Annotated in this window: 25 protein-coding genes and 3 pseudogenes; 11 read left to right on the forward strand and 17 right to left on the reverse strand. The window is 37.3% G+C overall.

Translation table 11 applies throughout. The features are described 5' to 3' along the window. Positions 1-126 precede the first annotated feature (126 nt). Together ACHABW_RS08055 and ACHABW_RS08060 are read right to left on the reverse strand one after the other, a co-directional pair. A pseudogene (locus tag ACHABW_RS08055) lies at positions 127-312 on the reverse strand (RNA polymerase subunit sigma-70); the annotation flags it as partial. A 300-nt stretch (positions 313-612) separates the two neighbouring features. After that, the gene (locus tag ACHABW_RS08060; RefSeq protein ID WP_435754851.1) at positions 613-1,185 is read right to left on the reverse strand and encodes a beta-class carbonic anhydrase; all 573 of its coding nucleotides are present in this window, start codon (positions 1,183-1,185) and stop codon (positions 613-615) included. Between the two features lie 320 nt (positions 1,186-1,505). Between ACHABW_RS08060 and ACHABW_RS08065 the strand changes: the two genes are divergently transcribed. From ACHABW_RS08065 to ACHABW_RS08100, 8 genes are all read left to right on the forward strand, one after another. Next, positions 1,506-2,330 carry an aldo/keto reductase gene (locus ACHABW_RS08065; protein WP_435754852.1) on the forward strand — a complete coding sequence of 275 codons (825 nt, stop codon included), beginning with the start codon at positions 1,506-1,508 and terminating at the stop codon, positions 2,328-2,330. A 423-nt stretch (positions 2,331-2,753) separates the two neighbouring features. Further along, complete coding sequence (locus tag ACHABW_RS08070; protein ID WP_435754926.1) at positions 2,754-3,836, forward strand: inorganic phosphate transporter; 1,083 nt, start codon at positions 2,754-2,756, stop codon at positions 3,834-3,836. Between the two features lie 151 nt (positions 3,837-3,987). Then, the gene (locus tag ACHABW_RS08075) at positions 3,988-4,725 is read left to right on the forward strand and encodes a phosphoadenylyl-sulfate reductase (protein WP_435754853.1); all 738 of its coding nucleotides are present in this window, start codon (positions 3,988-3,990) and stop codon (positions 4,723-4,725) included. A 25-nt stretch (positions 4,726-4,750) separates the two neighbouring features. After that, a complete protein-coding gene (gene sat / locus ACHABW_RS08080) occupies positions 4,751-5,878 on the forward strand; it encodes a sulfate adenylyltransferase (protein WP_120689022.1) in 1,128 nt (375 codons plus the stop codon). Next, entirely contained in the window at positions 5,875-6,483 is a 609-nt protein-coding gene (gene cysC, locus ACHABW_RS08085) for an adenylyl-sulfate kinase (RefSeq protein WP_435754854.1), read from the forward strand. Before sat ends, cysC begins: the two co-directional genes overlap by 4 nt. Before the next feature lie 22 nt (positions 6,484-6,505). Further along, entirely contained in the window at positions 6,506-7,294 is a 789-nt protein-coding gene (gene cobA, locus ACHABW_RS08090) for a uroporphyrinogen-III C-methyltransferase (RefSeq protein WP_435754855.1), read from the forward strand. 25 nt (positions 7,295-7,319) lie between these two features. Beyond that, positions 7,320-8,072, forward strand: a complete 753-nt coding sequence (locus tag ACHABW_RS08095) for a sirohydrochlorin chelatase (protein WP_435754856.1) — start codon at positions 7,320-7,322, stop codon at positions 8,070-8,072. A 41-nt stretch (positions 8,073-8,113) separates the two neighbouring features. Beyond that, positions 8,114-8,722, forward strand: a complete 609-nt coding sequence (locus tag ACHABW_RS08100) for a precorrin-2 dehydrogenase/sirohydrochlorin ferrochelatase family protein (protein WP_435754857.1) — start codon at positions 8,114-8,116, stop codon at positions 8,720-8,722. 145 nt (positions 8,723-8,867) lie between these two features. On the opposite strand, the gene ACHABW_RS08105 is transcribed toward ACHABW_RS08100, so the two are convergent. Both ACHABW_RS08105 and ACHABW_RS08110 read right to left on the reverse strand, forming a co-directional pair. Next, positions 8,868-9,230, reverse strand: coding sequence for an STAS domain-containing protein (locus ACHABW_RS08105; RefSeq protein ID WP_435754858.1), 363 nt, complete (start codon positions 9,228-9,230; stop codon positions 8,868-8,870). Then, complete coding sequence (locus ACHABW_RS08110) at positions 9,223-9,723, reverse strand: hypothetical protein (protein ID WP_435754859.1); 501 nt, start codon at positions 9,721-9,723, stop codon at positions 9,223-9,225. The genes ACHABW_RS08105 and ACHABW_RS08110 overlap by 8 nt, the downstream gene beginning before the upstream one ends. A 121-nt stretch (positions 9,724-9,844) precedes the next feature. On the opposite strand from ACHABW_RS08110, the gene ACHABW_RS08115 reads away from it, so the two are divergent. Then, positions 9,845-10,192, forward strand: coding sequence for a winged helix-turn-helix transcriptional regulator (locus ACHABW_RS08115; RefSeq protein ID WP_435754860.1), 348 nt, complete (start codon positions 9,845-9,847; stop codon positions 10,190-10,192). Positions 10,193-10,282: 90 nt separating this feature from the next. Here the strand turns inward: ACHABW_RS08115 and dapF are convergent, their stop codons facing one another. The 7 genes and pseudogenes from dapF to ACHABW_RS08150 all read right to left on the reverse strand — a co-directional run bounded on the left by dapF (position 10,283) and on the right by ACHABW_RS08150 (position 14,495). Next, on the reverse strand, positions 10,283-11,254 hold the full coding sequence (gene dapF / locus ACHABW_RS08120) for a diaminopimelate epimerase (RefSeq protein ID WP_435754861.1): 972 nt from the start codon (positions 11,252-11,254) through the stop codon (positions 10,283-10,285). 207 nt (positions 11,255-11,461) lie between these two features. After that, positions 11,462-11,923 carry a peptidoglycan-binding domain-containing protein gene (locus ACHABW_RS08125; protein WP_435754927.1) on the reverse strand — a complete coding sequence of 154 codons (462 nt, stop codon included), beginning with the start codon at positions 11,921-11,923 and terminating at the stop codon, positions 11,462-11,464. Positions 11,924-11,986: 63 nt separating this feature from the next. Beyond that, a pseudogene (locus ACHABW_RS08130) lies at positions 11,987-12,441 on the reverse strand (N-acetylmuramoyl-L-alanine amidase); the annotation flags it as partial. A 193-nt stretch (positions 12,442-12,634) separates the two neighbouring features. Further along, complete coding sequence (locus ACHABW_RS08135; RefSeq protein WP_435754862.1) at positions 12,635-12,811, reverse strand: hypothetical protein; 177 nt, start codon at positions 12,809-12,811, stop codon at positions 12,635-12,637. A 299-nt stretch (positions 12,812-13,110) separates the two neighbouring features. After that, positions 13,111-13,236 carry a hypothetical protein gene (locus tag ACHABW_RS08140; protein ID WP_435754863.1) on the reverse strand — a complete coding sequence of 42 codons (126 nt, stop codon included), beginning with the start codon at positions 13,234-13,236 and terminating at the stop codon, positions 13,111-13,113. 69 nt (positions 13,237-13,305) lie between these two features. Next, the gene (locus ACHABW_RS08145) at positions 13,306-14,043 is read right to left on the reverse strand and encodes a PRC-barrel domain-containing protein (protein WP_435754864.1); all 738 of its coding nucleotides are present in this window, start codon (positions 14,041-14,043) and stop codon (positions 13,306-13,308) included. Positions 14,044-14,252: 209 nt separating this feature from the next. Beyond that, positions 14,253-14,495: an HPr family phosphocarrier protein gene (locus ACHABW_RS08150; protein ID WP_435754865.1), complete on the reverse strand. Its 243-nt coding sequence runs from the start codon at positions 14,493-14,495 to the stop codon at positions 14,253-14,255. A 161-nt stretch (positions 14,496-14,656) separates the two neighbouring features. On the opposite strand from ACHABW_RS08150, the gene ACHABW_RS08155 reads away from it, so the two are divergent. After that, entirely contained in the window at positions 14,657-15,289 is a 633-nt protein-coding gene (locus ACHABW_RS08155) for an NUDIX hydrolase (RefSeq protein ID WP_435754866.1), read from the forward strand. Between the two features lie 225 nt (positions 15,290-15,514). Here ACHABW_RS08155 and ACHABW_RS08160 read toward each other — a convergent pair whose 3' ends face one another. Then, on the reverse strand, positions 15,515-15,751 hold the full coding sequence (locus ACHABW_RS08160) for a YrhC family protein (RefSeq protein ID WP_435754867.1): 237 nt from the start codon (positions 15,749-15,751) through the stop codon (positions 15,515-15,517). Positions 15,752-15,921: 170 nt separating this feature from the next. Then, positions 15,922-16,632, reverse strand: coding sequence for a 5'-methylthioadenosine/S-adenosylhomocysteine nucleosidase (gene mtnN / locus ACHABW_RS08165; RefSeq protein WP_435754868.1), 711 nt, complete (start codon positions 16,630-16,632; stop codon positions 15,922-15,924). A 158-nt stretch (positions 16,633-16,790) separates the two neighbouring features. On the opposite strand from mtnN, the gene ACHABW_RS08170 reads away from it, so the two are divergent. Then, positions 16,791-17,018 (forward strand): DUF2536 family protein, encoded by a 228-nt coding sequence (locus ACHABW_RS08170; RefSeq protein WP_223292298.1) that lies wholly within the window; start codon positions 16,791-16,793, stop codon positions 17,016-17,018. Positions 17,019-17,032: 14 nt separating this feature from the next. On the opposite strand, the gene ACHABW_RS08175 is transcribed toward ACHABW_RS08170, so the two are convergent. The 4 genes and pseudogenes from ACHABW_RS08175 to ACHABW_RS08190 form a co-directional block, all read right to left on the reverse strand. Further along, positions 17,033-17,764 carry a YrrS family protein gene (locus ACHABW_RS08175; protein WP_435754869.1) on the reverse strand — a complete coding sequence of 244 codons (732 nt, stop codon included), beginning with the start codon at positions 17,762-17,764 and terminating at the stop codon, positions 17,033-17,035. 487 nt (positions 17,765-18,251) lie between these two features. After that, positions 18,252-18,722: a transcription elongation factor GreA gene (gene greA / locus ACHABW_RS08180; protein ID WP_110936762.1), complete on the reverse strand. Its 471-nt coding sequence runs from the start codon at positions 18,720-18,722 to the stop codon at positions 18,252-18,254. Positions 18,723-19,153: 431 nt separating this feature from the next. Continuing rightward, complete coding sequence (udk, locus tag ACHABW_RS08185) at positions 19,154-19,789, reverse strand: uridine kinase (protein ID WP_110936763.1); 636 nt, start codon at positions 19,787-19,789, stop codon at positions 19,154-19,156. Continuing rightward, a pseudogene (locus tag ACHABW_RS08190) lies at positions 19,782-21,066 on the reverse strand (peptidase U32 family protein). Before ACHABW_RS08190 ends, udk begins: the two are co-directional and overlap by 8 nt. Positions 21,067-21,091 lie beyond the last annotated feature (25 nt).

The following is a 21,091-nucleotide window of genomic DNA, read 5'->3' on the forward strand; positions in this document are numbered from 1 at the left end:
CCACCTAATTTATTAGCCTTCACTCTTTAAAGATCCCTTGCGTTATAGACTTCCCCCTCTTTAATTTCCTAAGATATACTTTATCAGAGAATACAAAAATATTACATTGGAGTTTGTTCACAATGTCTTGACGATGTGCGCCACTAACCGGAGATTATGTTCAATGAGTAAATTTCTTGCTTCTGCGTCGCCTTCCTTCATTAGTTCAATGTATTTCTTTTCGTCTTTTTCCTTTAAAGGCTGAGGAAACGCATTGTTCTTTACAAAGGAAACAAAGACAAGCAATTCTTTCACAAACTGAGCTACTGCCATTATAATACTGGACATGCCCCCACATCCCTCCTAAGCGGTCATATCCTATGTATATGCCCAGGATGGTTTGGCTGTGTCTGTCTTATAAGAAAAACGGCATAGCCGTCTTTTATTAAATACAGCGTCAGCTTCCACCGCCCCGAGTAGCACCTACGTAGTGCGTGTAGGTGCTACTCGAAAGGAGGGTGCGTTTCCGTTGATACTTGCGGTGTGAAGGTAGCTGCCAATTTTATAAATTCTTATAAAAATGCTTAAATAACATTTCATTCCTACTATGAAATGAAACTGTTAGCAGCTCTATTACTCTTTAGACGAATTAAAACCGTCTACTATGAGCTCTAACTTACCTGTACCTGGATCAATAACCAACCCGTGAACTGGAATATCTGAAGAAATTAATGGATGATTTTTAATCCTACTAACACTGTTTTTTACGCTTTCTTCGACACTGTCAAAGCCAGTAAGCCATGATTTTAAATCAATACCTGCATGAGTTAACATTTCTACCGTTTCATCGGTGATCCCATGTTTCTTAGACTTTTCGAGAAGCGAAGATGCATGAAGATTGGCCATTCCACAATCATGGTGCCCCACTACATATACCTCTTCAGCTTCTAATTCATAAACAGCTATAATAATACTTCGCATAATACTTCCAAATGGGTGTGACACCATTGCTCCGGCATTTTTGATAATTTTCACATCACCATTTTTAACATTCATAGCCTTCGGTAATAACTCTTGTAACCGCGTATCCATACAAGACAATATAACCATTTTTTTATCCGGAAATTTTGTAGTTTCATATTGCTCGTATTCTTTGTTTTCAACAAACTGTTGGTTATGTTCCAGAATTTTTGATAAATAGGTCATAATAGCTAAATTCCTCCTCGAATTTAAAACAATAAAAGATTTTTTTACCATTATAATCTATGCTTCCATAGAGGTCACTTTATATGTGTTTATTATTTCACTCATTATACTAAAAAACTCTCGCTTAGACAACCGTAACAATTCTTTTAATAGGCAATCCACCTCCATTGAATGAACCTTGATCCTTATGATGCGGACTTTATTGATTCCACATCCTTTTTGCACCAATATAAAGGACGCTCAATTGCTATCACGTGAGTTTACAGATGCTAATATGGTATAATCTGACTTGAAACTAAATAACACAGAGGAGCGATTCCATGAAATTTATAACGCTAAATAATCAATTAAAAATGCCACAACTAGGATTTGGTGTTTGGCAAGTAGACGATGAAGCTGCAACCCCTGCTGTTGAGAAAGCGATCGAAGTTGGCTATCGTTCCATTGATACTGCGATGATCTATAAAAATGAACGTGGCGTAGGCGAGGCAATTCGTTTAGCAAATGTACCACGGGAAGAATTGTTTATTACCTCTAAAGTCTGGAATGGAGACCAGGGTTATGAAAATACACTGAAAGCTTTTGATGAAAGCTTGGAACGTCTTGGATTAGAATACTTAGACTTGTATCTCATTCACTGGCCTACACCAGAGTATGACGACTATGTTGATACTTATAAAGCAATGGAGAAACTTTATAAAGACGGAAAAGTGAAAGCTATAGGCGTTTGTAATTTTGATATCGAGCATTTACAGAGACTTCTAGATGAGTGTGACGTGACACCAGCAGTAAACCAGGTAGAATGCCACCCATACCTAGCCCAAAATGAATTGAAAACTTTCTGTAAAAAACATGATATCTTTTTAGAAGCATGGAGTCCCTTGATGCAAGGCGGCGAAGTGTTAAATCACCCGATTGTTCAAGGAATAGCAAGAGATCACGATAAAACAGGGGCACAGGTAATTATTCGTTGGCATTTGCAAAACGATTCGATCGTCATTCCAAAGTCTGTGACACCATCGCGTATTAAAGAAAACTTTGACGTGTTTGGTTTTGAGCTTTCCGATGACGAGATGGAGATAATTAATAACTTAGATCGTGGTGTACGAAATGGTCCAAAGCCTAGTGAGATGAACGTAAGATAACGAGCAGAAGGTGGTGCCCCATAAAATTAACGTTAATATTATGGGGCAACCTTTTCTTTTTCAAGAAAACAATTTCACACTTTTTCTATTAGAAAAATAGTTTATTTTTTCTAGTTTTCTATTGACGGTTACCAGTATTTAATTTACACTCTAAATATTCAAAAAAATATATTTTTTATCAAAAATGAAAAGAACTTTGCATAGTTAATACCTTGGTAAACCAATGATTTGACTGTAATATTACGGTACCATTAGCTCTCGTTCTGCAGTATAAGAGATCAATGGAACTTAGAAGTCTCTGGAATAGTCGTCCTCTTTTCAGGAAGAGGTATTTTTATTACCATTAAAACCAAGTAAATCGATATGTTTTATAATGATGATGGTGATTGTCATACTTCATTAGGGCATTAGGGGGTGTTGGACATAATATTATCCTATCTTGCTATCATTGTTGCGCTATTTTTCGCAATGAATATTGGTGCAAGTGGAGCAGCAGCCACAATGGGACCAGCATATGGCAGTGGTGCAATTTCACGAAAAAAGAGAGCATTATTGCTTGCAGGTTTTGGTGCATTTCTTGGTGCTGTTGTTGGTGGTGGCGAGGTTGTAAAAACCGTTGGAGAAGGTATTATTCCGCCTGACATCTTTTCTATTGAAGTAGCTGTTGTCATACTGATTGCATCGTGTTTAACACTGTTTCTGGCGAATGTTATCGGTATCCCACTCTCTACTAGTGAAGTGACAATCGGCGCGATTATTGGCGTCGGTGTCGCCTTCCAAGCACTCTTTGTATCCAATATTCTATTCATTTTAGCGTTTTGGATCATCATTCCTGTCATCGCTTTTGCTTTATGTTTCATTTTCGGAAAAGTGATAACCGCTGTTGAAAAAAGATGGCCGCAATTGAAAGGAACAGGAAAGTGGAAAAAAGTTCTTGCCACTGTTTTAATACTAACAGCTTTCATAGAAGCATTTTCCGCTGGAATGAACAATGTCGCTAATGCAATTGGACCTTTAGTTGGTGCAGGATTAATGCAGAGTTCTTCCGGAATTTGGCTTGGCGGCCTTTTTATTGCCATTGGAGCGATTCTATTGGGAGGAAAAGTTTTAGAGACCAACGGGAAAAAAATTACCTCCTTCTCTCTTCTTCAAGGTACGGCAGTATCTGGAACTGGTGGAGTATTAGTCATTATCGCATCTTTATTTGGAATTCCTGTTCCCTTAACACAGGTTACTACTTCAGGAATTATTGGTATTGGCTGTTCGGAGAATGGATTTCAAATTTGGCAAAAGGATGTCATAAAAAAAATAGTTAAAGTTTGGGTGGTTTCTCCTGTTTTATCTCTTGTTGTTTCATTCAGCTTGATACATGTATTTTTACAACCAAATCCATACATCGTTGTCATCGTATCAGCGATCATTATTGCAACGATTGGAACATTGAGTTTATATCGATCTGTGAAACTGGAAAGACGAACACTTGAAAATGAGCGAAGTATTTCTTAAGAAAAACGGCAGAGCGGTTATTTATTTAACACAGCATGGGCTTCCCCGCCATATTGTATCAAAGGGTGAATCACCTTAATCCTAATAAAATATGGCGTGAAGGTAGCTCTTAAACGTTAACTTTCTTAAAGAAAAAGGAGGCTTTCACATAATGGAAAACAAAGTAAATGAAGCCGATTATTTTACATTTACCGAGAAAAATTATGATTTTTTCAATCAAAAATTGCAGGATTTAGGGTCACAGGATGTCATTAAATGGGCGTTTGATTTTTTCGGAGACAAATTGGTTTATGCCTGTAGTTTCGGAGCTGAGGGTATTGTACTTATTGATATGATAAGTAAGGTTAAAAAGGATGCCAGAATCGTTTTCTTAGATACTCATGTGCATTTTCAAGAAACCTATGATGTCATCAATCAAATTAAAGAAAAATATCCTGAACTCCAAATTGACATGGTTCAACCGGAATTGACGCTCGATCAACAAGCGGAAAAATACGGCGAAAAACTATGGGAAACGCAACCTGATTTATGCTGTTACTTGCGTAAAAATAAGCCTTTGGAAAGAGCCTTAGCTGGAAATTCAGCTTGGTTATCTGGTTTGAGGCGCGATCAGTCTCCTACTAGGGCCAATACCGAATTTGTAAATAAAGATGATAAGTTTAAACTTATCAAAGTCTGCCCTCTTATTCACTGGAGCTGGGAGGATATCTGGGATTACATTAAGGAGAATGACTTACCTTATAACGCCCTCCATGATCAAAATTATCCTAGTATCGGCTGTCAACCGTGTACCTTCCCTGTTAAACCGGGAGAAGATCATCGAGCTGGACGGTGGAAAGATATCCAAAAAACAGAATGCGGTCTTCACACAAGACCCACTAAATCCTAAGGAGTGATTTAAAATGACAGAAAGTATTGCACATGGGGGAAAACTCGTAAACCGTATTGATGAAAGCTTTGATTACACATCTATCCAAACTGAAGTTACATTAGACAAAACTGGATTATCCGATTTAGAGCTATTAGCGAATGGTGCCTATAGTCCTTTAACAGGATTTCTCGGAAAAGCAGATTACGAGAGTGTTGTTCACAATTTACGTTTAGCAAACGGAGCTATTTGGAGTATTCCAATCACCCTTCCGGTAACAAAAGAAATTGCAAATTCTTTAAAGGTTGGGGAATCAATCCGTTTAACGTATGAAGGCGTAACGTACGGAGTTTTGGAATTAGAAGAAATATATTCTCCCGATCAAGAAGTGGAAACATTTCAAGTTTATAAAACTAGTGATGACCAACATCCCGGTGTCAAAAACGTCCTTAAAAGAGGCGACACTTATTTAGCTGGTCCAATTACATTAGTGAAAAAACATGAGAAAGAACAGTTTTCTACTTATTATTTAGAACCTAAAGAAACTCGCAAGACATTTCAAGATAAAGGTTGGAAAACAGTTGTCGGTTTTCAAACAAGAAATCCAGTCCATCGTGCTCATGAGTACATTCAAAAAACAGCGTTAGAAACAGTAGATGGTTTGTTTTTAAATCCCCTTGTAGGAGAAACTAAATCAGATGACATTCCAGCTGATGTGAGAATGAAAAGTTATCATGTTCTATTAGATAATTATTATCCGGAAGAGCGCGTTTTCCTAGCTGTGTTCCCTGCGGCAATGAGATATGCAGGACCGAGAGAAGCGATATTTCACGCCTTAGTTCGTAAAAATTATGGTTGTACACATTTCATTGTTGGAAGAGACCACGCTGGTGTAGGCGACTATTATGGCACGTATGAAGCACAAGAAATTTTTCAACAGTTTACAGAAGACGAGTTAGGGATTAGTCCCCTCTTTTTTGAACATAGTTTCTTTTGTAAGAAATGTGAAAATATGGCCTCAACAAAAACATGCCCTCATGGTAAAGAGGACAGAGTCATCCTTTCAGGTACAAAAGTACGCGAGCTTTTACGTGATGGTAAGACACCTCCGCCCGAGTTTAGTCGACCAGAAGTAGTAAAAGTACTCATCGAAGGGATGAAAGTAAGCGTATGAGCCAAAAACCTTTTGCTGACAATATCCACTGGCATGATTCTGTTGTAACAAAACAGGACCGTTCACAGCTTAATGGGCATAAAAGTTGTGTATTGTGGTTTACTGGACTTTCTGGATCTGGAAAGTCCACGCTCGCCAATGCTGTAAATCAACGATTATTCGAGAAAAAACTAAGTAGTTATGTGTTAGATGGGGACAATGTTCGCCACGGATTAAATGGAGACCTCGGTTTCAGCCCTGAAGACCGTCAAGAAAATATTCGACGCATAGGAGAAGTTTCCAAGTTATTTGTCGATAATGGTACCATCGTTTTAACTGCGTTTGTATCGCCGTACCGAGATGATCGAATGATCGCAAGAAAATTAGTTTCTAAGGAAGAATTTATTGAAGTGTATGTGAAATGTAACTTAGAGGAATGTGAAAACCGTGACCCTAAGGGATTGTACAAAAAAGCCAGAAATGGAGAAATTCCAGAATTCACTGGTATCAGCGCTCCCTATGAAGAACCGGAAAGTCCTGAACTTGTCATTTCTTCCGATGAAACTTCTATCGATACCTCAGTAGAACAAATAATAACGTTTCTAGAGAAAAAGCAAATTATTTAATCATGAAATCGGAGGAAACAGTGTGAACACAAGCAAAGGTGAAGTCTACTTGGTTGGTGCAGGTCCTGGTGACCCAAAGCTGTTGACTCTTCGAGGTGCAGAACTTTTGCAAGAAGCTGACGTTATTGTCTATGACCGTTTAGTGAATAAAGAAATTTTAAAGCACGGTAAAACCGGTGTCGAATTAATTTTGTGTGGGAAGTCTCCTACAGGTCCTTCTACTAAGCAAGAGGAGATTAATGAGATCCTTGTTTTCCATGGTTTGCAAGGCAAAAAAGTGGTCCGATTAAAAGGTGGAGATCCGGCAATTTTCGGCAGAGTTAGTGAAGAAGCCATTGCGTGCCGAGAAAACGGCATCCACTTTGAAATTGTCCCGGGAATTACTTCCGGGATTGCAGCACCAGCCTATGCGGGTATCCCTCTGACTCATCGTGAATTGAGCACCTCGTTTGCCATTGTCACTGGTCATCAACGGAAAAATGGGAAAACGGACGAAATTAATTGGAAAAGCTTAGCGACAAGCGTAGACACGCTTGTTTTCTATATGGGAGTCAGTCAAATTAAAATCATTCAAGACAATTTACTGCTCCATGGGCTCTCTCCAACCACACCTGTTGCACTCGTGCGCTGGGGAACTTATCCAACTCAAGAGACTTTAACAGGGGAACTTCTGACGATTGCAGAAAAAGTGAATAAACAGAAATTTAAATCCCCTGCAATCATTATCGTAGGAGAAGTTGTAAGGCTTCGTGAGAAATTAGCGTGGTTTGAAGAAAAATTAGATCACTCTTCTCATTTTAATGAATCCTGAAATATTTGAAGGAGGTGTTTACTAGATGAATTCGAACAATGCTGGCGTTTTAGTTATCGTTCACGGTTCAAGTAATCCTAGCTGGGTTAAAGTGGTCGACGAAGCCATTCAACTAGTGGATACAGCACTGCCAATTACTGTAGGATACTTGGAATTTTCTGAGGAAAGATCGATTGAACAAGGGATACGAACCTTGGAAAAGCAGGGCGTCGATACCATTCTATCTATCCCTTTGTTTGTTTCCTCGGCAAGCACTCATATCGAAGAAATTAAGTATGCACTGGGTCAAATTAACACACCCGTTATTGAGACGGATTTGAAGCCTATCTCGACTTCAGCTAATATTATTTGGGTTCATCCAATGGACACTCATCCACTCGTTCTCGACATTATTATGGAAAGAGTAAACTCGTTGTCTGAGTATCCTGAAAAGGAAGTTTTACTTTTTGTCGCTCATGGTAGTGATGTGCCATCATTCCATCAGCGGTGGGAAAAGATGCTTGAAGACATTAAGCAGACTGTTGCTCATCAGGTACCTTTTCATCAAGTCACCCACGGAACATTGCACCCGGACAATTTAGAAGAACGGGCAAAAGAGGCTGCTTCAAATGGTCACACGTTGATAGTCGTGCCTTTGTTTTTAAGTGAAGGATACTTCACAAAGAAAGTTATACCGACAAGACTTGATGGGTTATCCTATAAATGGGATGCTAAAACGTATCTCCCTCATCCATTAGTTTCTAAATGGATAGAGGACAAAATTACTACAGCATTGTAATCATGTGAGCACAGTACATTCAGCAAAAGGAGAGGTTTTCAATGAGTAGTCCGTTTATCCTTCAGCTCTATCGTAAACCTGTCCTGGTAGTCGGCGGGGGAATTATCGCCGAAAGAAAAGTTGCCTATTTACTAAAAGAAAAGGCGCTTGTAACAGTTATCAGTCCTCTTATTACGGAGGGTTTAGAATCTCTACGAAGTCAAATAAAGATTATTAAAACATCGTTAGCCGTAGAGGATATTTCAGAGGAGTATTGCCGCCGTTTGAATATTAATTGGCGGTCGTTTCTGTTAATTGTAATGGCTACCAATTCCCATCCTCTGAATGAGCAACTATCAAATCGGTTGTTCCCCTATGTTTCTTTAATTAATATCGTTGATAACCCCCAATTAAGCAGCTTCTACTTTCCAGCTGTAGTCGATAGGGGAGCACTTAAAATTAGTGTAACAACTTCTGGTAAAAGCCCTATCTTAGCAAGAAAAATTCGTGAATACTTGTCCGATACATTTGGTCTAGAATACAATGCTTATCTAGAAGAATTGCATCACATCAGGACGGAATTACAGAAAATTGAGCCTGATCCTCAGAAGAGAAAAGAAATGCTTGAGGAAAGAACAGAGTTCCCCTTACCACCCGCCACAAAAAAATAGTGAATTTATTGGGGTCAGCCCCCCCCCATTTATTTCCAATACATAAGATAGAAGGCGCAAGCCCCTGAACTTACTCTACAGGGACTTGCGTCTTTTTAAGTTTTTCTTTTTTGGTGCTGTTCCTGCATAACTTTCCTCTGCCACCCTATAAATTACTTCCTCTTATTTTTGTTTCCTTAAGCTTCAATCCATAGCCTTCAAGTGCTTGAGGTACATTTGGTGCAATATGGACATGTTGAAAATTAATACCTTGCTGTACGACTGTCATGGCAATGTTTGAGCGAACCCCGGTCAGGGTAATATGAACACCAATAAGACTGAGTGATTGAATCACAGAGTTAATGTAAGAAGCCACAATATCATCTATATCAGGTACACCTGACATGTCAAAAATAAGCTTGGATAGTTTACGCTCTTTACAAACGTTTAGCGTTTGTACCATGAGCAACTGCCCTCGTTTCTCATCGATTGTTCCTATAAGAGGACAGACAGCAATTTTGCTAGTCAAGTATAATTGGAACCGATAACTCGTTTAATTTTTCGTTAAATTGCGCTTCTCTTTCTTTGGTTGAATCAACATGTGTGTTTAAAATTTCTTTTATTACTATTTTTATTTCCTTATTAAGTAAATCATGCACATGTAATAACTCATCAGAAGACAATCCAAATTGTTCCCGGGCTTCCGCTTGGAACATTGTCCATATTGATTTTGAAATTTCATAAAGCCCTTCAATTAATGCAATAACGGAAACTCTGTTTTCAAGTGAACTAAATGTTGTGTTATTCGTTAGAAATGTTTGTGGGGAATGATCATCTAGTTGGGCTGTCTTGAGCCTGTCGTGAAACCTATGGAGAAAATGTGTAAAAATGTCTCTTAGTTCTTTTACATCATGGTGACCCTGTATTTCTCCTTTACCCATGACCTTATTAATAAGTTCCTGTTCATTTTCCAATACGTGATCAATAATTTTTTGTGTCAGCAACTCTCTATCCCGTTTCATTTAATTCAAGATCTCCTTCATACATAGCGTTGATAGTTTTTAAGTCTCTATATACTAGTTTTACATAGTAAAACCATAAATGTAAGAAGTATATTTCATTATACTAAGGAGGATTCATCTAATGGAAATCAAACAAATAAAAGCAATAACAACAACCCTTGAAATTGTCTGTGGTAAATGGAAAGCTATTATTCTATTAGTACTGGTCGGGAAAACTTTGCGCTTTAGTGAGATTAAAGCGAGTTTACCCAATGTCAATCATCAAACATTAATAAAACAATTAAAAGAATTGGAGCGCGATGGATTGATTGAGAGAACATCTTATCCAGAAGTTCCACCACGAGTGGAATATACATTAACAGAATACGGTGCAGAATTAGAGTCACTTTTAAATGACATGATGATTTGGGGAGGAAAACATATGGAAGTGCAAGAAGAAGCTGAAAATAAAGAATTATCTACATTGTAAGCAGTGTATCTATTTTATCCAATACGTAAAAAAACTAGCCGAGGCATCCTCAGGCTAGTTTTTCTAATTTAATCCGATCCATGTATCGTATCAAGCCATGTTTTTAGCTTGTTGTGCTAACTTATCATACAGAGCTATTTCATCTTCAAAAACATGCTGTTCTACTAATTCCGCTTTTTCAGGCTCTGAAAAATCAAAATCTACCGTTCCTTCAAATTCAAATGTTGCATTTCCTCTGAGGCGAACAGTATAACCTTTTTCATCATCTTTATTAACGACACATTCTACCATTCCGCCAGGATTTAATACTGTAATAACTTCATGGAATTTATTAATTCCCAGAAGGCACGAGACTAAACTTGAAGCGGACATGGCAGTACCGCAAGCATTCGTTAAACCTACGCCACGTTCAAATGTTTGTACAAAAACTTTGGCGTCCCCTAGATCTTTTAGAAAACTCACATTTACACCATTAGGAAAGATATCTTTTTTCTCATTAGCACGTTGGCCAATTTCACGCACTTGCTTCTGATAAACCTCGTCCACTACAGCAACAATATGAGGGTTAGGTACACTTAAAGCAGTAAATGATAAAGAATCATCTAACCCCTTGATGACAGTATCAACATGTTGAGGTTGATCGACGTTTAGTGGAAGCGTCTTAGGATGAAGGAATACTGGTTCAATAGCAACCTCATATGTAAGCACACCCTCAAAAATGTCATCTACCTTCTCTACTTCCAGGTCAGCCTTCATCGTCTCAATAACGATATGCTCATTATTTAGCAGATCTATGACATATCTTGCTACACAGCGAAGACCATTGCCACACATTTCAGCTTCAGAGCCATCTGTGTTGAACATCCGCATTTTTGCATCGGCACGATCACTATCCTGAATGAATAATATCCCGTCTGATCCAATGCTTCTACCACGTTTTGTTAAATATTTAGATAATATTATTCGATCATTTTCTGAAAAATTATAGTTACCATTCATTTCATCGATGATAATAAAGTCATTTCCTGAACCATGACATTTCAACACATTTATATTCATCATAACTCTCCTTTGTAATACAAAGTTTATATATCTCTATGATAATCTGTTTGCATTCCTATGACAAACATTACTTTTTTTCCACTCAAAGTTTACTTCTCTAAGATTGTTGTTTCAATCTCTAAAACCACGAATTTTATACATTCATATTAAAAAGATCAAGGGGAAAAATCCCTTGATCTCAGAAAACTTTTGTCTACATAGAACATTTTAACCGAATAAACTAGTGAATGTCTGTACTCCCGCAATTCCATCAACAATTATACCTGCATCTCTTTGAAAGCTTCTTACAGCCGCCTCGGTTAAAGGACCGAATATGCCATCAATATACTCTGGGGAATGTCCCCTGATATGAAGTATTGCCTGAAGAATCCATGTAATATTCCCTTCGGCCCCTCTCTGTACGTTTACAATGCCACCTCGAGTCTGCGGACCCCAAATACCATCTACAGCTAAACCTGCGTTAAATTGCGTATTTAGTTCTGTTTGCAATCCTAAAATAAGCGCTTGTTTAGTCTCAGGTCCAAAAATATTGTCAACGGCAATATTTAATCCATACCGACTATTCAAAGTAGACTGTATAGTTGATATCGTTCCTGTCGGCGTTTGTGGTGTTGGGTCAGGTGTCGGTTCTGGTGGTGCTCCCGAACTACCTTGTTCCCATCCAAACACCTCCGCTATCCCATTCGTATGACCTTGAGCAACACGCTCTAAAAATTGGTTACTTTTTAATTTTGCTGCATCTTCTACCTGATCAATAAAGAGGTTCTCTGTCAAAATTGCAGGCATCTGTGAGTCCTTAATACTGCGAAATTTGCTCGTTTTTTTCCACGATCAATTCCACCAATTTGGTTCATGATTGCCGCGTGAATAATATCTTGATAGGATTGAGTCACTGACGATACATTTCCATTCCAAATATATGATTCAAAACCAGTTTGCCCACCTGCATTTACATGAATCGAAACAAATATATCCGCTCCCCAATTGTTCGCAATTGTTGTCCGCTCGCTTAGAGAGAGAAAAACATCTGATTCTCTGCTTAATTGAACCTCCGCATCACTATAGGCCGTCAACTGTCTCTGTATCCGTTCGGCAATATCTAAAACGAGATTTTTTTCTAATAAACCGTTTCCTGTTCCTCCAGTATCATTACCTCCGTGCCCTGGATCAAGAAATATTTTAGCCATTTTTTAGCCTCCTTTATCTAGCAGGTTATTCAAGTTTATTGAGAGGGAGATAAAATTAAGTTAACTCCCTCCTATCTGTATCTCATGCAATTATTCGATAACCGGAACGGCATGTACCTGTATGAATTAAAAAAGACTTTTCTCTAATTATATTAGGGAAAAGTCTCATTTGTGCTATATTTCTTAACTTTATTTAACAACAGTCACTTTCATTACCTGTAATTGTTAATCCTGCACCTTCATCGGTTTCTTGATACTCTAGCGTCATATTTTCAGTTTGGCTATGAATCGTCTTATCAATCGCCACTTTAATGCCATTTATTTCTTCTACTACATCATTTTCTGTTGCCTCATCCAGAGCCAATCCCAATTGGGGACCACCTCAACCTATTCCGGCAACAAATACTTTAATGCTCGATACGTCATGTTCTTTTAAAGTTTTTTCAATAAATACCTTTGCTTCATTTGTAATTTTCATATTTCCACCTCACAATTGATTGTACATTAATCACATAATATCAATCTTCCAGGTAAAAAACAAGAAATCTATCCTGTTTAGTCTCCCAAACCGTTCACGAAAATATTTGCGTTATGACGCATCATATCTAAGTATGTTTCCGCATTGGAACCTTCTCCGCCCACTGCATCCGTATATACCTCTCCTGCAATTTATACTCCAGCGTTCTCTGCTACTGTTTCCATATATCTTTGGTCCAACGTTGTCTCAACAAAAACAGCTGGAACATTCTCTACTTCTGCTTCGATCCACCCTATAATTAATACAGTTATATCCACAAAAAAATTCCAGCTACATCTTCTGTAGCTGGAATACATTAAAATTAAAACTAAACTTCAAATAATTAATTACGTACTCTTTTGATAGTGCATCCATAATTCTTGCTCTTTATTATCTGACAACTCCATATCTTTTAAATACTCCGGAGCTTCTTCAATTTGCTCACGTGTAACACTAATCGAAATTTGTGATACCGACCATTCTACATCATCTATCCATTTAGTAGATATTAATACTTTTTTTCCGCCAGGAAGCCATTTTTTCGTATCAACGATAAAATATTTGATCTCAAATGTTTTTTCATCGATAAGAAAATTATCGACTTTTCCAAACACATCATTTTTCACTGATAAATTATACCCCATGACATTCTTAGCCTTATGGACAGAGTAATTCTCATTCTGAGCCAGATCTGCTTCTGCAGAAACTTCCGGACTTCCTAAATCCCTATCCGTCATGGTAGCAAGGCCCCAAACTCCATTGCCAATCCAGTAAGGACTCAATCGGTAATAGTTATTAAATTCTTCTTCATATCTTCTCGAAACAGGCTCATCTCCCGGATCAGGTGATTTCTCGGTTTCTTCTTTAGATATGTTCACCCTAATGACTTCCTCTTTATGATCAATTTTAGCGATTGATAGCGGCGATACAAACCTTTTTTCCGATAAAAATGTTACTCCTGTTTTTACAACCAAATAGCGAATTGTCCAATCATCCTCGTCAAAGTAACAGTCTGATACCTCACCAATTTCTCCATCTGATCCAAAAACGGTGTAAGATGTTAGCCAGTCGTAATGTAAATACATGAAAGTACCCCTTTCTAAAAAGTATTTATTAGTAAAATTCCCGTATGTTATTTTTTAAAACATGGTTGTTTAAAGTGAACTTATTTAGAGTCCAATAATTTTAAGACCATCGATTGCTGTTGGTTTGCTTGAATGCGATTCATCATTGATACTTTCTTACTATATAAAAAAGCTGAACCGGTTATTACCGGTTCAGCTTTTACTACTGTTTATCTCTCAAATAATCCTGCTTCCACTATTTCTGAAACAAAGATTTCGTCAATCTCACCCTCAAAGTCGAGTTCAATTTCCTGACCTGGTTGTAAGGAAAGTGCCAAAATTCCAAGTAAACTTTTAGCATCAATTACCCAATGGTCCTTTTTTATCAAAACTTTTCCTTCGTATTGACTAGCTTTGTTCACAAAAAAGCTTGCTGATTCAGCAAAAATCGGTTTTTTCACTTTTAATAACATGCACAACACCTCCGCCTATTTGGTTGCATTCATTATACCAAATAAAACGCTTTCGCAAAGCTTATTTTATAAATTTTCTGAAACATATTTCAACCTTATGTATTTAAACTGGTAATCTGTTACTATTAGTTTAAGTATCTTTAGCGGGAGGAAATTACGTCATGGATCAACTGTCATCTTTAATGAAGAACTATTTCCAACACAAAAAAGCAGAGATTATGGGGATAAATAACTTTGCTCGGTTTGCAATTTTCGTTCCAATTATTGAGCAAAATGGAGAATATCATTTTGTTTTTCAAGTACGCTCAAAATTTATTAAACAACCTGGTGAAATATCCTTTCCTGGGGGAAAAGTAGATGAAACAGACCTTTCTACAAAGGATGCTGCCATCCGTGAGTTACAAGAGGAATTAGGCGTTGATATGGATCAGATTGAATTACTTGGTGAACTTGATTATATGATTACACCTTTTCATTTTGCACTATATCCTTTTATTGGAACTCTTGCATCCCAAACAAAATTTCACCTAAACCCAGACGAAGTTGAGGACATTTTTTTCGCACCAGTTTCTCAAATGATGAAAATGACTCCTAAAGAACACCCCATTCATTTACAGGTTTCACCTTCGGAAGATTTCCCTTATCATCTAATTCCTAACGGGGAAAATTATAACTGGCGGACCACAGTTATAAACGAAAAATTTTATGAATACGAAGGCCACGTCATTTGGGGACTTACAGCTACGATCTTAAGCCATGCATTAGAGGAATTAAGAAAGGCTTCTAAAGGATAAGTCTTATTTATTGTTAACGCGGATATAAAAAAGTACTTGGCGTCTTTTGTATTTATTTTGCTGCTTGGTTATCATAGAAGGCGTTCGAAAAAATTACAGCTCCCTTTCCGTTGATAATCCGTGAGCCTCTTAGAGCGGATTCGATCCCCTCAGTTTAACAAAAAAAGAACGCTGTCCACTTTAAAAGTGAATGCGATCTCTTTTTTATATTATTAATTGGCTCTTTTATTCTTCTTCAGCTAGCAATCTCTGAGCTCTTATAGACGTTCTATGAAAGAAAACCGCCATTACCAGCATGACACCAATCGTAATGAGTAATCCACTTTGATGACTAGTGTGAACTGTCTCATTTGGCAGAACTGTACCAAGCACCAAAAATGCTGTAAGAGCAATTGTAATAAACGCAAATCTTCGATAATCATTTATCTTATCTTTCAACATTTGTAACTTAGTATCACTCACTATAATCACCTCAATGATATATATTCATAGTCATAGATTCTCGCTAAAAATAGTATAACATGAGGGAGTACAGCGTGAGCATAGCAATGTTTTCCTTTCTATCCATCTTGTATTGAAACGTGAAAACATCGTTCAAGGCACTAATAAATAATCTTATCAGTGTCCATTAATTAATGATTATGCTTTTTTCTTCTTAATTCTCCGAGCATTAAAAGCACGAGCTTTGCAGAATGAACAGAAGCTTTTTCTAGAAACTCGTCGTATGAATGTTTTGCATCCTTTCCAGCGATATCTGATAAAGATCGAATGATCACAAATGGGCATTGGAATTGATGACATACTTGAGCGATAGCAGCAGCTTCCATTTCAGAACAGTATGGGTCATTAAACTTACTTCGAACTTCTTCTACACGCTTTGGATCACTCATAAACGAATCTCCTGAAATAATCAGCCCTTTCACAGAATGTATGCCTACTTCTTTCGCACAATCTTCTGCTATGTCTATTAAGCCGTTATCTGGTCGATATAAAGCAGGCATTAAAGGGACTTGGCCAAATTCATACCCAAACACCGTAGCATCAACATCATTATAGCGTACCTCAGTAGAAATAACGATATCCCCTACGGCAAGGTCGTGATGGAAGCCACCAGCAGATCCTGTATTAATAATATAATCTGGATAGTAAAGCTGGTTCATCAATGTAGCGCTTACCGCTGCATTGACCTTACCGATTCCAGACTTGGATAAAATAACTTCCATCCCTTCTAACTTTCCTAAATAAAATTCACAGCCTGCAATCACATTCTCTTCCAACAGACTCATCTTAGACTTTAATAATTCTACCTCTTCTTCCATTGCTCCGATAATTCCTATACGCATGTTCTATCCTATCCTCTCATCTAATGTCACCTTTTCTATCATAGCTAATCTCTTCTTTTGCAACAAGGTTTTTTTATAACGTTAGTCATTCCCTTTTTAATTGTGATTACTCTATGACCACATGGTACAATAAAATACGACAGGGAGGGAAGATTAAATTGATCATACAATCCAACGCATTGCGAGATAAAGTCGAAATATTTGAAACATCCAGTTTGATGGATTTAGAAAGAAAAATCGAAAATAAAATTAATGAAAACCAAGCAATTTTATTGGAAGTCCATCATGTTTCTCATCAATTAGCATTTAATCCTATTAACGGTAAAAAGATTTATACGGCAACCGTTCATTTTAAGCAACTGAAAGAAAACACTGGCAACAAATAGCCAGTGTTTTTGTTTTATCCACTTATATATGGATTGGATTGTTGCTCTTCAACAGACACAGGTTTCCAGCCTTCTCCTTCTACCCATGAAAGGGTTACTTTATAAGGTGTGTGCCGACCATCATAGGTGCTTACAAAACCCACAGCTGTCTTTGAGTCTCCACCATTTTCGATTCGCCAAACTTCCATGTTATTATCTTTTAAACCAGTAGCATATTGCAAAGCTTTGTCCATCTCTTCCCTATTTACATGACCTGAATCGAAAACTAATGAGAGTTCATCCTGTTCTGTTCCAATAGGGCTCCACTCTTCATCATCTTCTTCTGAGTTGTTATTACTATCAACATTTATACCATCTAAGTCGTTAGAATTGTCATTACTTTCTTTTTCATTGTTTGATTCGTTTGCCTCGTTTTCTGACTTGCTATTACTATCATTCTCACTATTACTATTACTGTCGTTAACACTGTCATTATTAACAGCAACATTTCCATCGTTAGCTAAGTTATTGCTATCATTTTCGTCTTCATTACCATCCTCTGCCGGAATATTTATATCTGATTGATTAGTCTCCTCGATCGATTCATTAGAAACTACAGCCTCGTCCGAATTTCCACCAAAAAATATAGTAGCGACAATAAATACGATTAACAAAGCAACAACACCTATAGACCCGTTTAATATAAAATTCATACGTTTCTTTTTTCTCATATCTGAACGTTGGGGAGTATTTTTATTTTCTGTCATTAGCTTGAATCCCTCCTTCTTACAATATATATATTATAGATTAAATTCAAAGTAATTTCGAGTAAAGTACAGTAATTTGAATATTTTTTAACAATCTGTAACCATTTACCAATCTAAATGTAAAAGTAACTATTAGATTAGGTCTTAGGGCTCGCGTATTTTTGTTACTTCTTTATATAAATAAAATCATTATTCAAAATCATTGTCTCTTAAACCTTATTTATTGTAAAACTCAAAGCAGACTAAAGCTGAAATATCAGAAGGTATATTCTTCTTTTAAAAGCAGCCATCTTTAAGAAAAACTGCATTGCAGTCTTTATCATCGTAGATTGTTCGGAAGAATTACCGCTCGCTTTCCGTAGATGTCCCTCAAACCGCCTCGAGCAAACGAACGTTAGGACAACACATAAATTCTGATACTATATAAAAAAGAGCACGGAAGAAGCTTAAAACTTCTTCCGTGCTCTTCCAAAAGGCAATGCTTTCTTTAATGAACTTTTGTAATCTCGACTTTTATATCTCCACCCGGAGTAGCCACGGAAACTTGATCACCGATACCCTTACCAAATAAACTTTTAGCCATTGGTGAATCATTAGAAATTTTACCCTCAATTGGATCTGCCTCAGCACGTCCGACAATCGTGTAAATTTCTTCATCACCATCAGGTAGTTCTTTGAAAGTAACAGTTTTACCTAATGAAACAACAGAACTGTTTGTATCTTCCTCAATAATCTCCGCATTTCTAATCATCGTTTCAATTTGTTTTATTCTACCTTCTACAAAGGCTTGTTCTTCTTTCGCAGAATCATATTCAGAGTTTTCCGAAAGGTCGCCAAAGCTTCGGGCAACCTTTATTCGTTCAACGACTTCTTTACGTCGTTCCGATATTAATGATTCTAATTCTTTTTCTAATTTAGCTTTTCCTTCTAAGGTCATATAATGTTTATCATCTGTCATGTCCCATTCACTCCTTAAACTATTTAAAAATCGTTATTACTTCTAGGTCACGCTTACAAGAGCTATCTTATTGAAAAGAATCGATATCCAAGAGATTTAGCTTCTCATTTAAATATACATGTAGAACGTTTACATATGCTCTTTTCTTAATAGTTATTAAGGATTACCAACTTAACTAACGAGATTAAATACAATTAACATCTTTCTAATCCAATTACTTTTAATCAGAACCTACCTTGTTTAAATAATTCCCTTTACTATGTACCTTAATAATTACGTCAGCGCCCAACTTACTTACAATGATTTTCCATTGTAACAGTCAGAGCGCTGTCTAGTATACATATTTAATTAAAACTGGTAGTTCATCATCCCTAATATTTAGCTCTTCTGAATAGTATAAACAAAAGTTTGGCTTTCGCCAAGCAAAAAAATTATATCATGGCCTTTTCCGCTAAAATTGTTTTGATTTTAGCAACCATTAAATCAATTGCGACTTTATTATGTCCGCCTTCAGGAACGATAATGTCAGCATATCTTTTCGTAGGTTCAATAAATTGTAAATGCATCGGACGAACCACCGAAGTATATTGGTCTATAACTGAATCGATCGTCCTTCCTCTTTCTTGAATATCCCTCAATAACCGACGAATGATACGCATATCAGAATCTGTATCTACGAAGAGTTTTATGTCCATCATATCCCTCAACCGTTCATCTTCTAATATTAATATTCCTTCTAAGATAATGACATCTCTAGAATACACTGGAATAATATCATTTGACCTTGTATGATTTGCGTAATCGTATACTGGCTTTTCCACCGACTCTCGATTTAATAACTGCTGCAGTTGCTTTAACATTAAATCATTGTCAAACGCAAGCGGATGATCGTAATTGGTTTTCAGCCGTTCTTCCATAGGAAGGTGACTCTGATCCTTGTAGTACGCATCCTGTTCAAGCATCAGGATGGATTGTTCCGGAAATTGACAATAAACTTCATTGGCAACCGTTGTTTTTCCAGAACCGGATCCTCCTGCCACTCCAATTATCACAGGTTTTTTACTCATGATAGGCTTCCTTTCTCATCATGTTCTGAGGATATACTTTGTTGTCTAATTTAAACTTCACAATTTGAAGCGGATGTCTAGCAACTTTTATTTCGTTGCCTTTTTCATCCCAAATTGTATCAATTCTTTGTGTGAAGTTATTTATTTCAGGGCCGAAAAATTCAATAACATCCCCTTGTTTAAAATAATTTCTTTGTTGCAATGTTACCACACTTGTATCCTCATCAAAATCAATCACTAGGCCTACAAAGTTGGCATTCGGCTTTTGACTGTGATTGCCAAACATTTGCTCCTCGTGCCCTGGCGTGTTCTCAAAAAATGCAGGGGCTGTTGGTCGATTCGCGCATTTAGCCAATTCTTTTATCCATTCGGGGTCAATGACAAAATGGTCAGGATCAGCACAATAAGCATCAATCACTTTTCGGTAAACACTCACTACTGTTGCTACATAATGGATGGATTTCATTCTGCCTTCAATTTTAAGACTATTTATCCCAGTGTCAACAAGCTTTGGAATTGCTTCAATCAAGTTTAAGTCTTTCGGTGACATTGCGAAAGGTGCATCGTCCTCATTAAACAGTTTCGTTTCCAATTGTTCTTGCCCTTTATCATGCTTCTCCGCGTACAAGAAGTAGTCCCAGCGACAGGATTGACAGCACCCCACGATTAGAATCTCGTGCTGTCATGTGGTTACTAAGCACGCATCTGCCTGAGTACGAGACACACATTGCGCCATGGATAAACGTTTCTATTTCAATATCAACATTTTTCTTCATTTCTAACATTTCTTGAAGTCCAACTTCTCTTGCCAGAACAACTCTGTCTAGGCCTTCTTGTTTCCAAAACTTCTCCGCTTGCCAGTTCGAAAGGGATTGCTGAGTAGACAAATGTACTTCTAAAGTAGGAGCAACTTTTTTACAAGTCTCAATAATAAGAGGGTCCGCAACTATAATACCACGTATCCCCACTCTTTCTAAGTCAATCAAATATTCTTCCAGACCATACATATTTTCATTATGGGCAAAAATATTAGTAGTTACATAAATATGTGCTCCATATTTTTTAGCGAACTGAACACCTTCTGCCATCTCTTCCGAAGAAAAATTGTCTGCATTCGAGCGGAGTCCAAAATCTCTTCCACCGATAAACACTGCATCCGCTCCATAATGAACAGCTATTTTAAGTTTTTCCAAACTTCCAGCCGGTGCTAATAGTTCAGGTTTCTTCGTAATCACTCGCTTCACGTCTGTCGAGACCTGGGTTGAGGCTTGCATCATTTGCGTTCTCCCCTTTGTTAACATC

Origin of the sequence: Salipaludibacillus sp. CF4.18, from assembly GCF_051262595.1 — a bacterium.
Taxonomy (GTDB): domain Bacteria; phylum Bacillota; class Bacilli; order Bacillales; family Salisediminibacteriaceae; genus Salipaludibacillus; species Salipaludibacillus neizhouensis.

Excerpts from the sequence above, each read along its gene's own strand:
- ACHABW_RS08060 (WP_435754851.1), bottom strand. The coding sequence starts at position 1,185 with ATGACCTATTTATCAAAAATTCTGGAACATAACCAACAGTTTGTTGAA.
- ACHABW_RS08065 (WP_435754852.1), top strand. The coding sequence starts at position 1,506 with ATGAAATTTATAACGCTAAATAATCAATTAAAAATGCCACAACTAGGA.
- ACHABW_RS08075 (WP_435754853.1), top strand. The coding sequence starts at position 3,988 with ATGGAAAACAAAGTAAATGAAGCCGATTATTTTACATTTACCGAGAAA.
- cysC (WP_435754854.1), top strand. The coding sequence starts at position 5,875 with ATGAGCCAAAAACCTTTTGCTGACAATATCCACTGGCATGATTCTGTT.
- ACHABW_RS08095 (WP_435754856.1), top strand. The coding sequence starts at position 7,320 with ATGAATTCGAACAATGCTGGCGTTTTAGTTATCGTTCACGGTTCAAGT.
- ACHABW_RS08100 (WP_435754857.1), top strand. The coding sequence starts at position 8,114 with ATGAGTAGTCCGTTTATCCTTCAGCTCTATCGTAAACCTGTCCTGGTA.
- ACHABW_RS08110 (WP_435754859.1), bottom strand. The coding sequence starts at position 9,723 with ATGAAACGGGATAGAGAGTTGCTGACACAAAAAATTATTGATCACGTA.
- ACHABW_RS08115 (WP_435754860.1), top strand. The coding sequence starts at position 9,845 with ATGGAAATCAAACAAATAAAAGCAATAACAACAACCCTTGAAATTGTC.
- dapF (WP_435754861.1), bottom strand. The coding sequence starts at position 11,254 with ATGATGAATATAAATGTGTTGAAATGTCATGGTTCAGGAAATGACTTT.
- ACHABW_RS08145 (WP_435754864.1), bottom strand. The coding sequence starts at position 14,043 with ATGTATTTACATTACGACTGGCTAACATCTTACACCGTTTTTGGATCA.
- ACHABW_RS08150 (WP_435754865.1), bottom strand. The coding sequence starts at position 14,495 with ATGTTATTAAAAGTGAAAAAACCGATTTTTGCTGAATCAGCAAGCTTT.
- ACHABW_RS08155 (WP_435754866.1), top strand. The coding sequence starts at position 14,657 with ATGGATCAACTGTCATCTTTAATGAAGAACTATTTCCAACACAAAAAA.
- mtnN (WP_435754868.1), bottom strand. The coding sequence starts at position 16,632 with ATGCGTATAGGAATTATCGGAGCAATGGAAGAAGAGGTAGAATTATTA.
- ACHABW_RS08175 (WP_435754869.1), bottom strand. The coding sequence starts at position 17,764 with ATGACAGAAAATAAAAATACTCCCCAACGTTCAGATATGAGAAAAAAG.
- greA (WP_110936762.1), bottom strand. The coding sequence starts at position 18,722 with ATGACAGATGATAAACATTATATGACCTTAGAAGGAAAAGCTAAATTA.
- udk (WP_110936763.1), bottom strand. The coding sequence starts at position 19,789 with ATGAGTAAAAAACCTGTGATAATTGGAGTGGCAGGAGGATCCGGTTCT.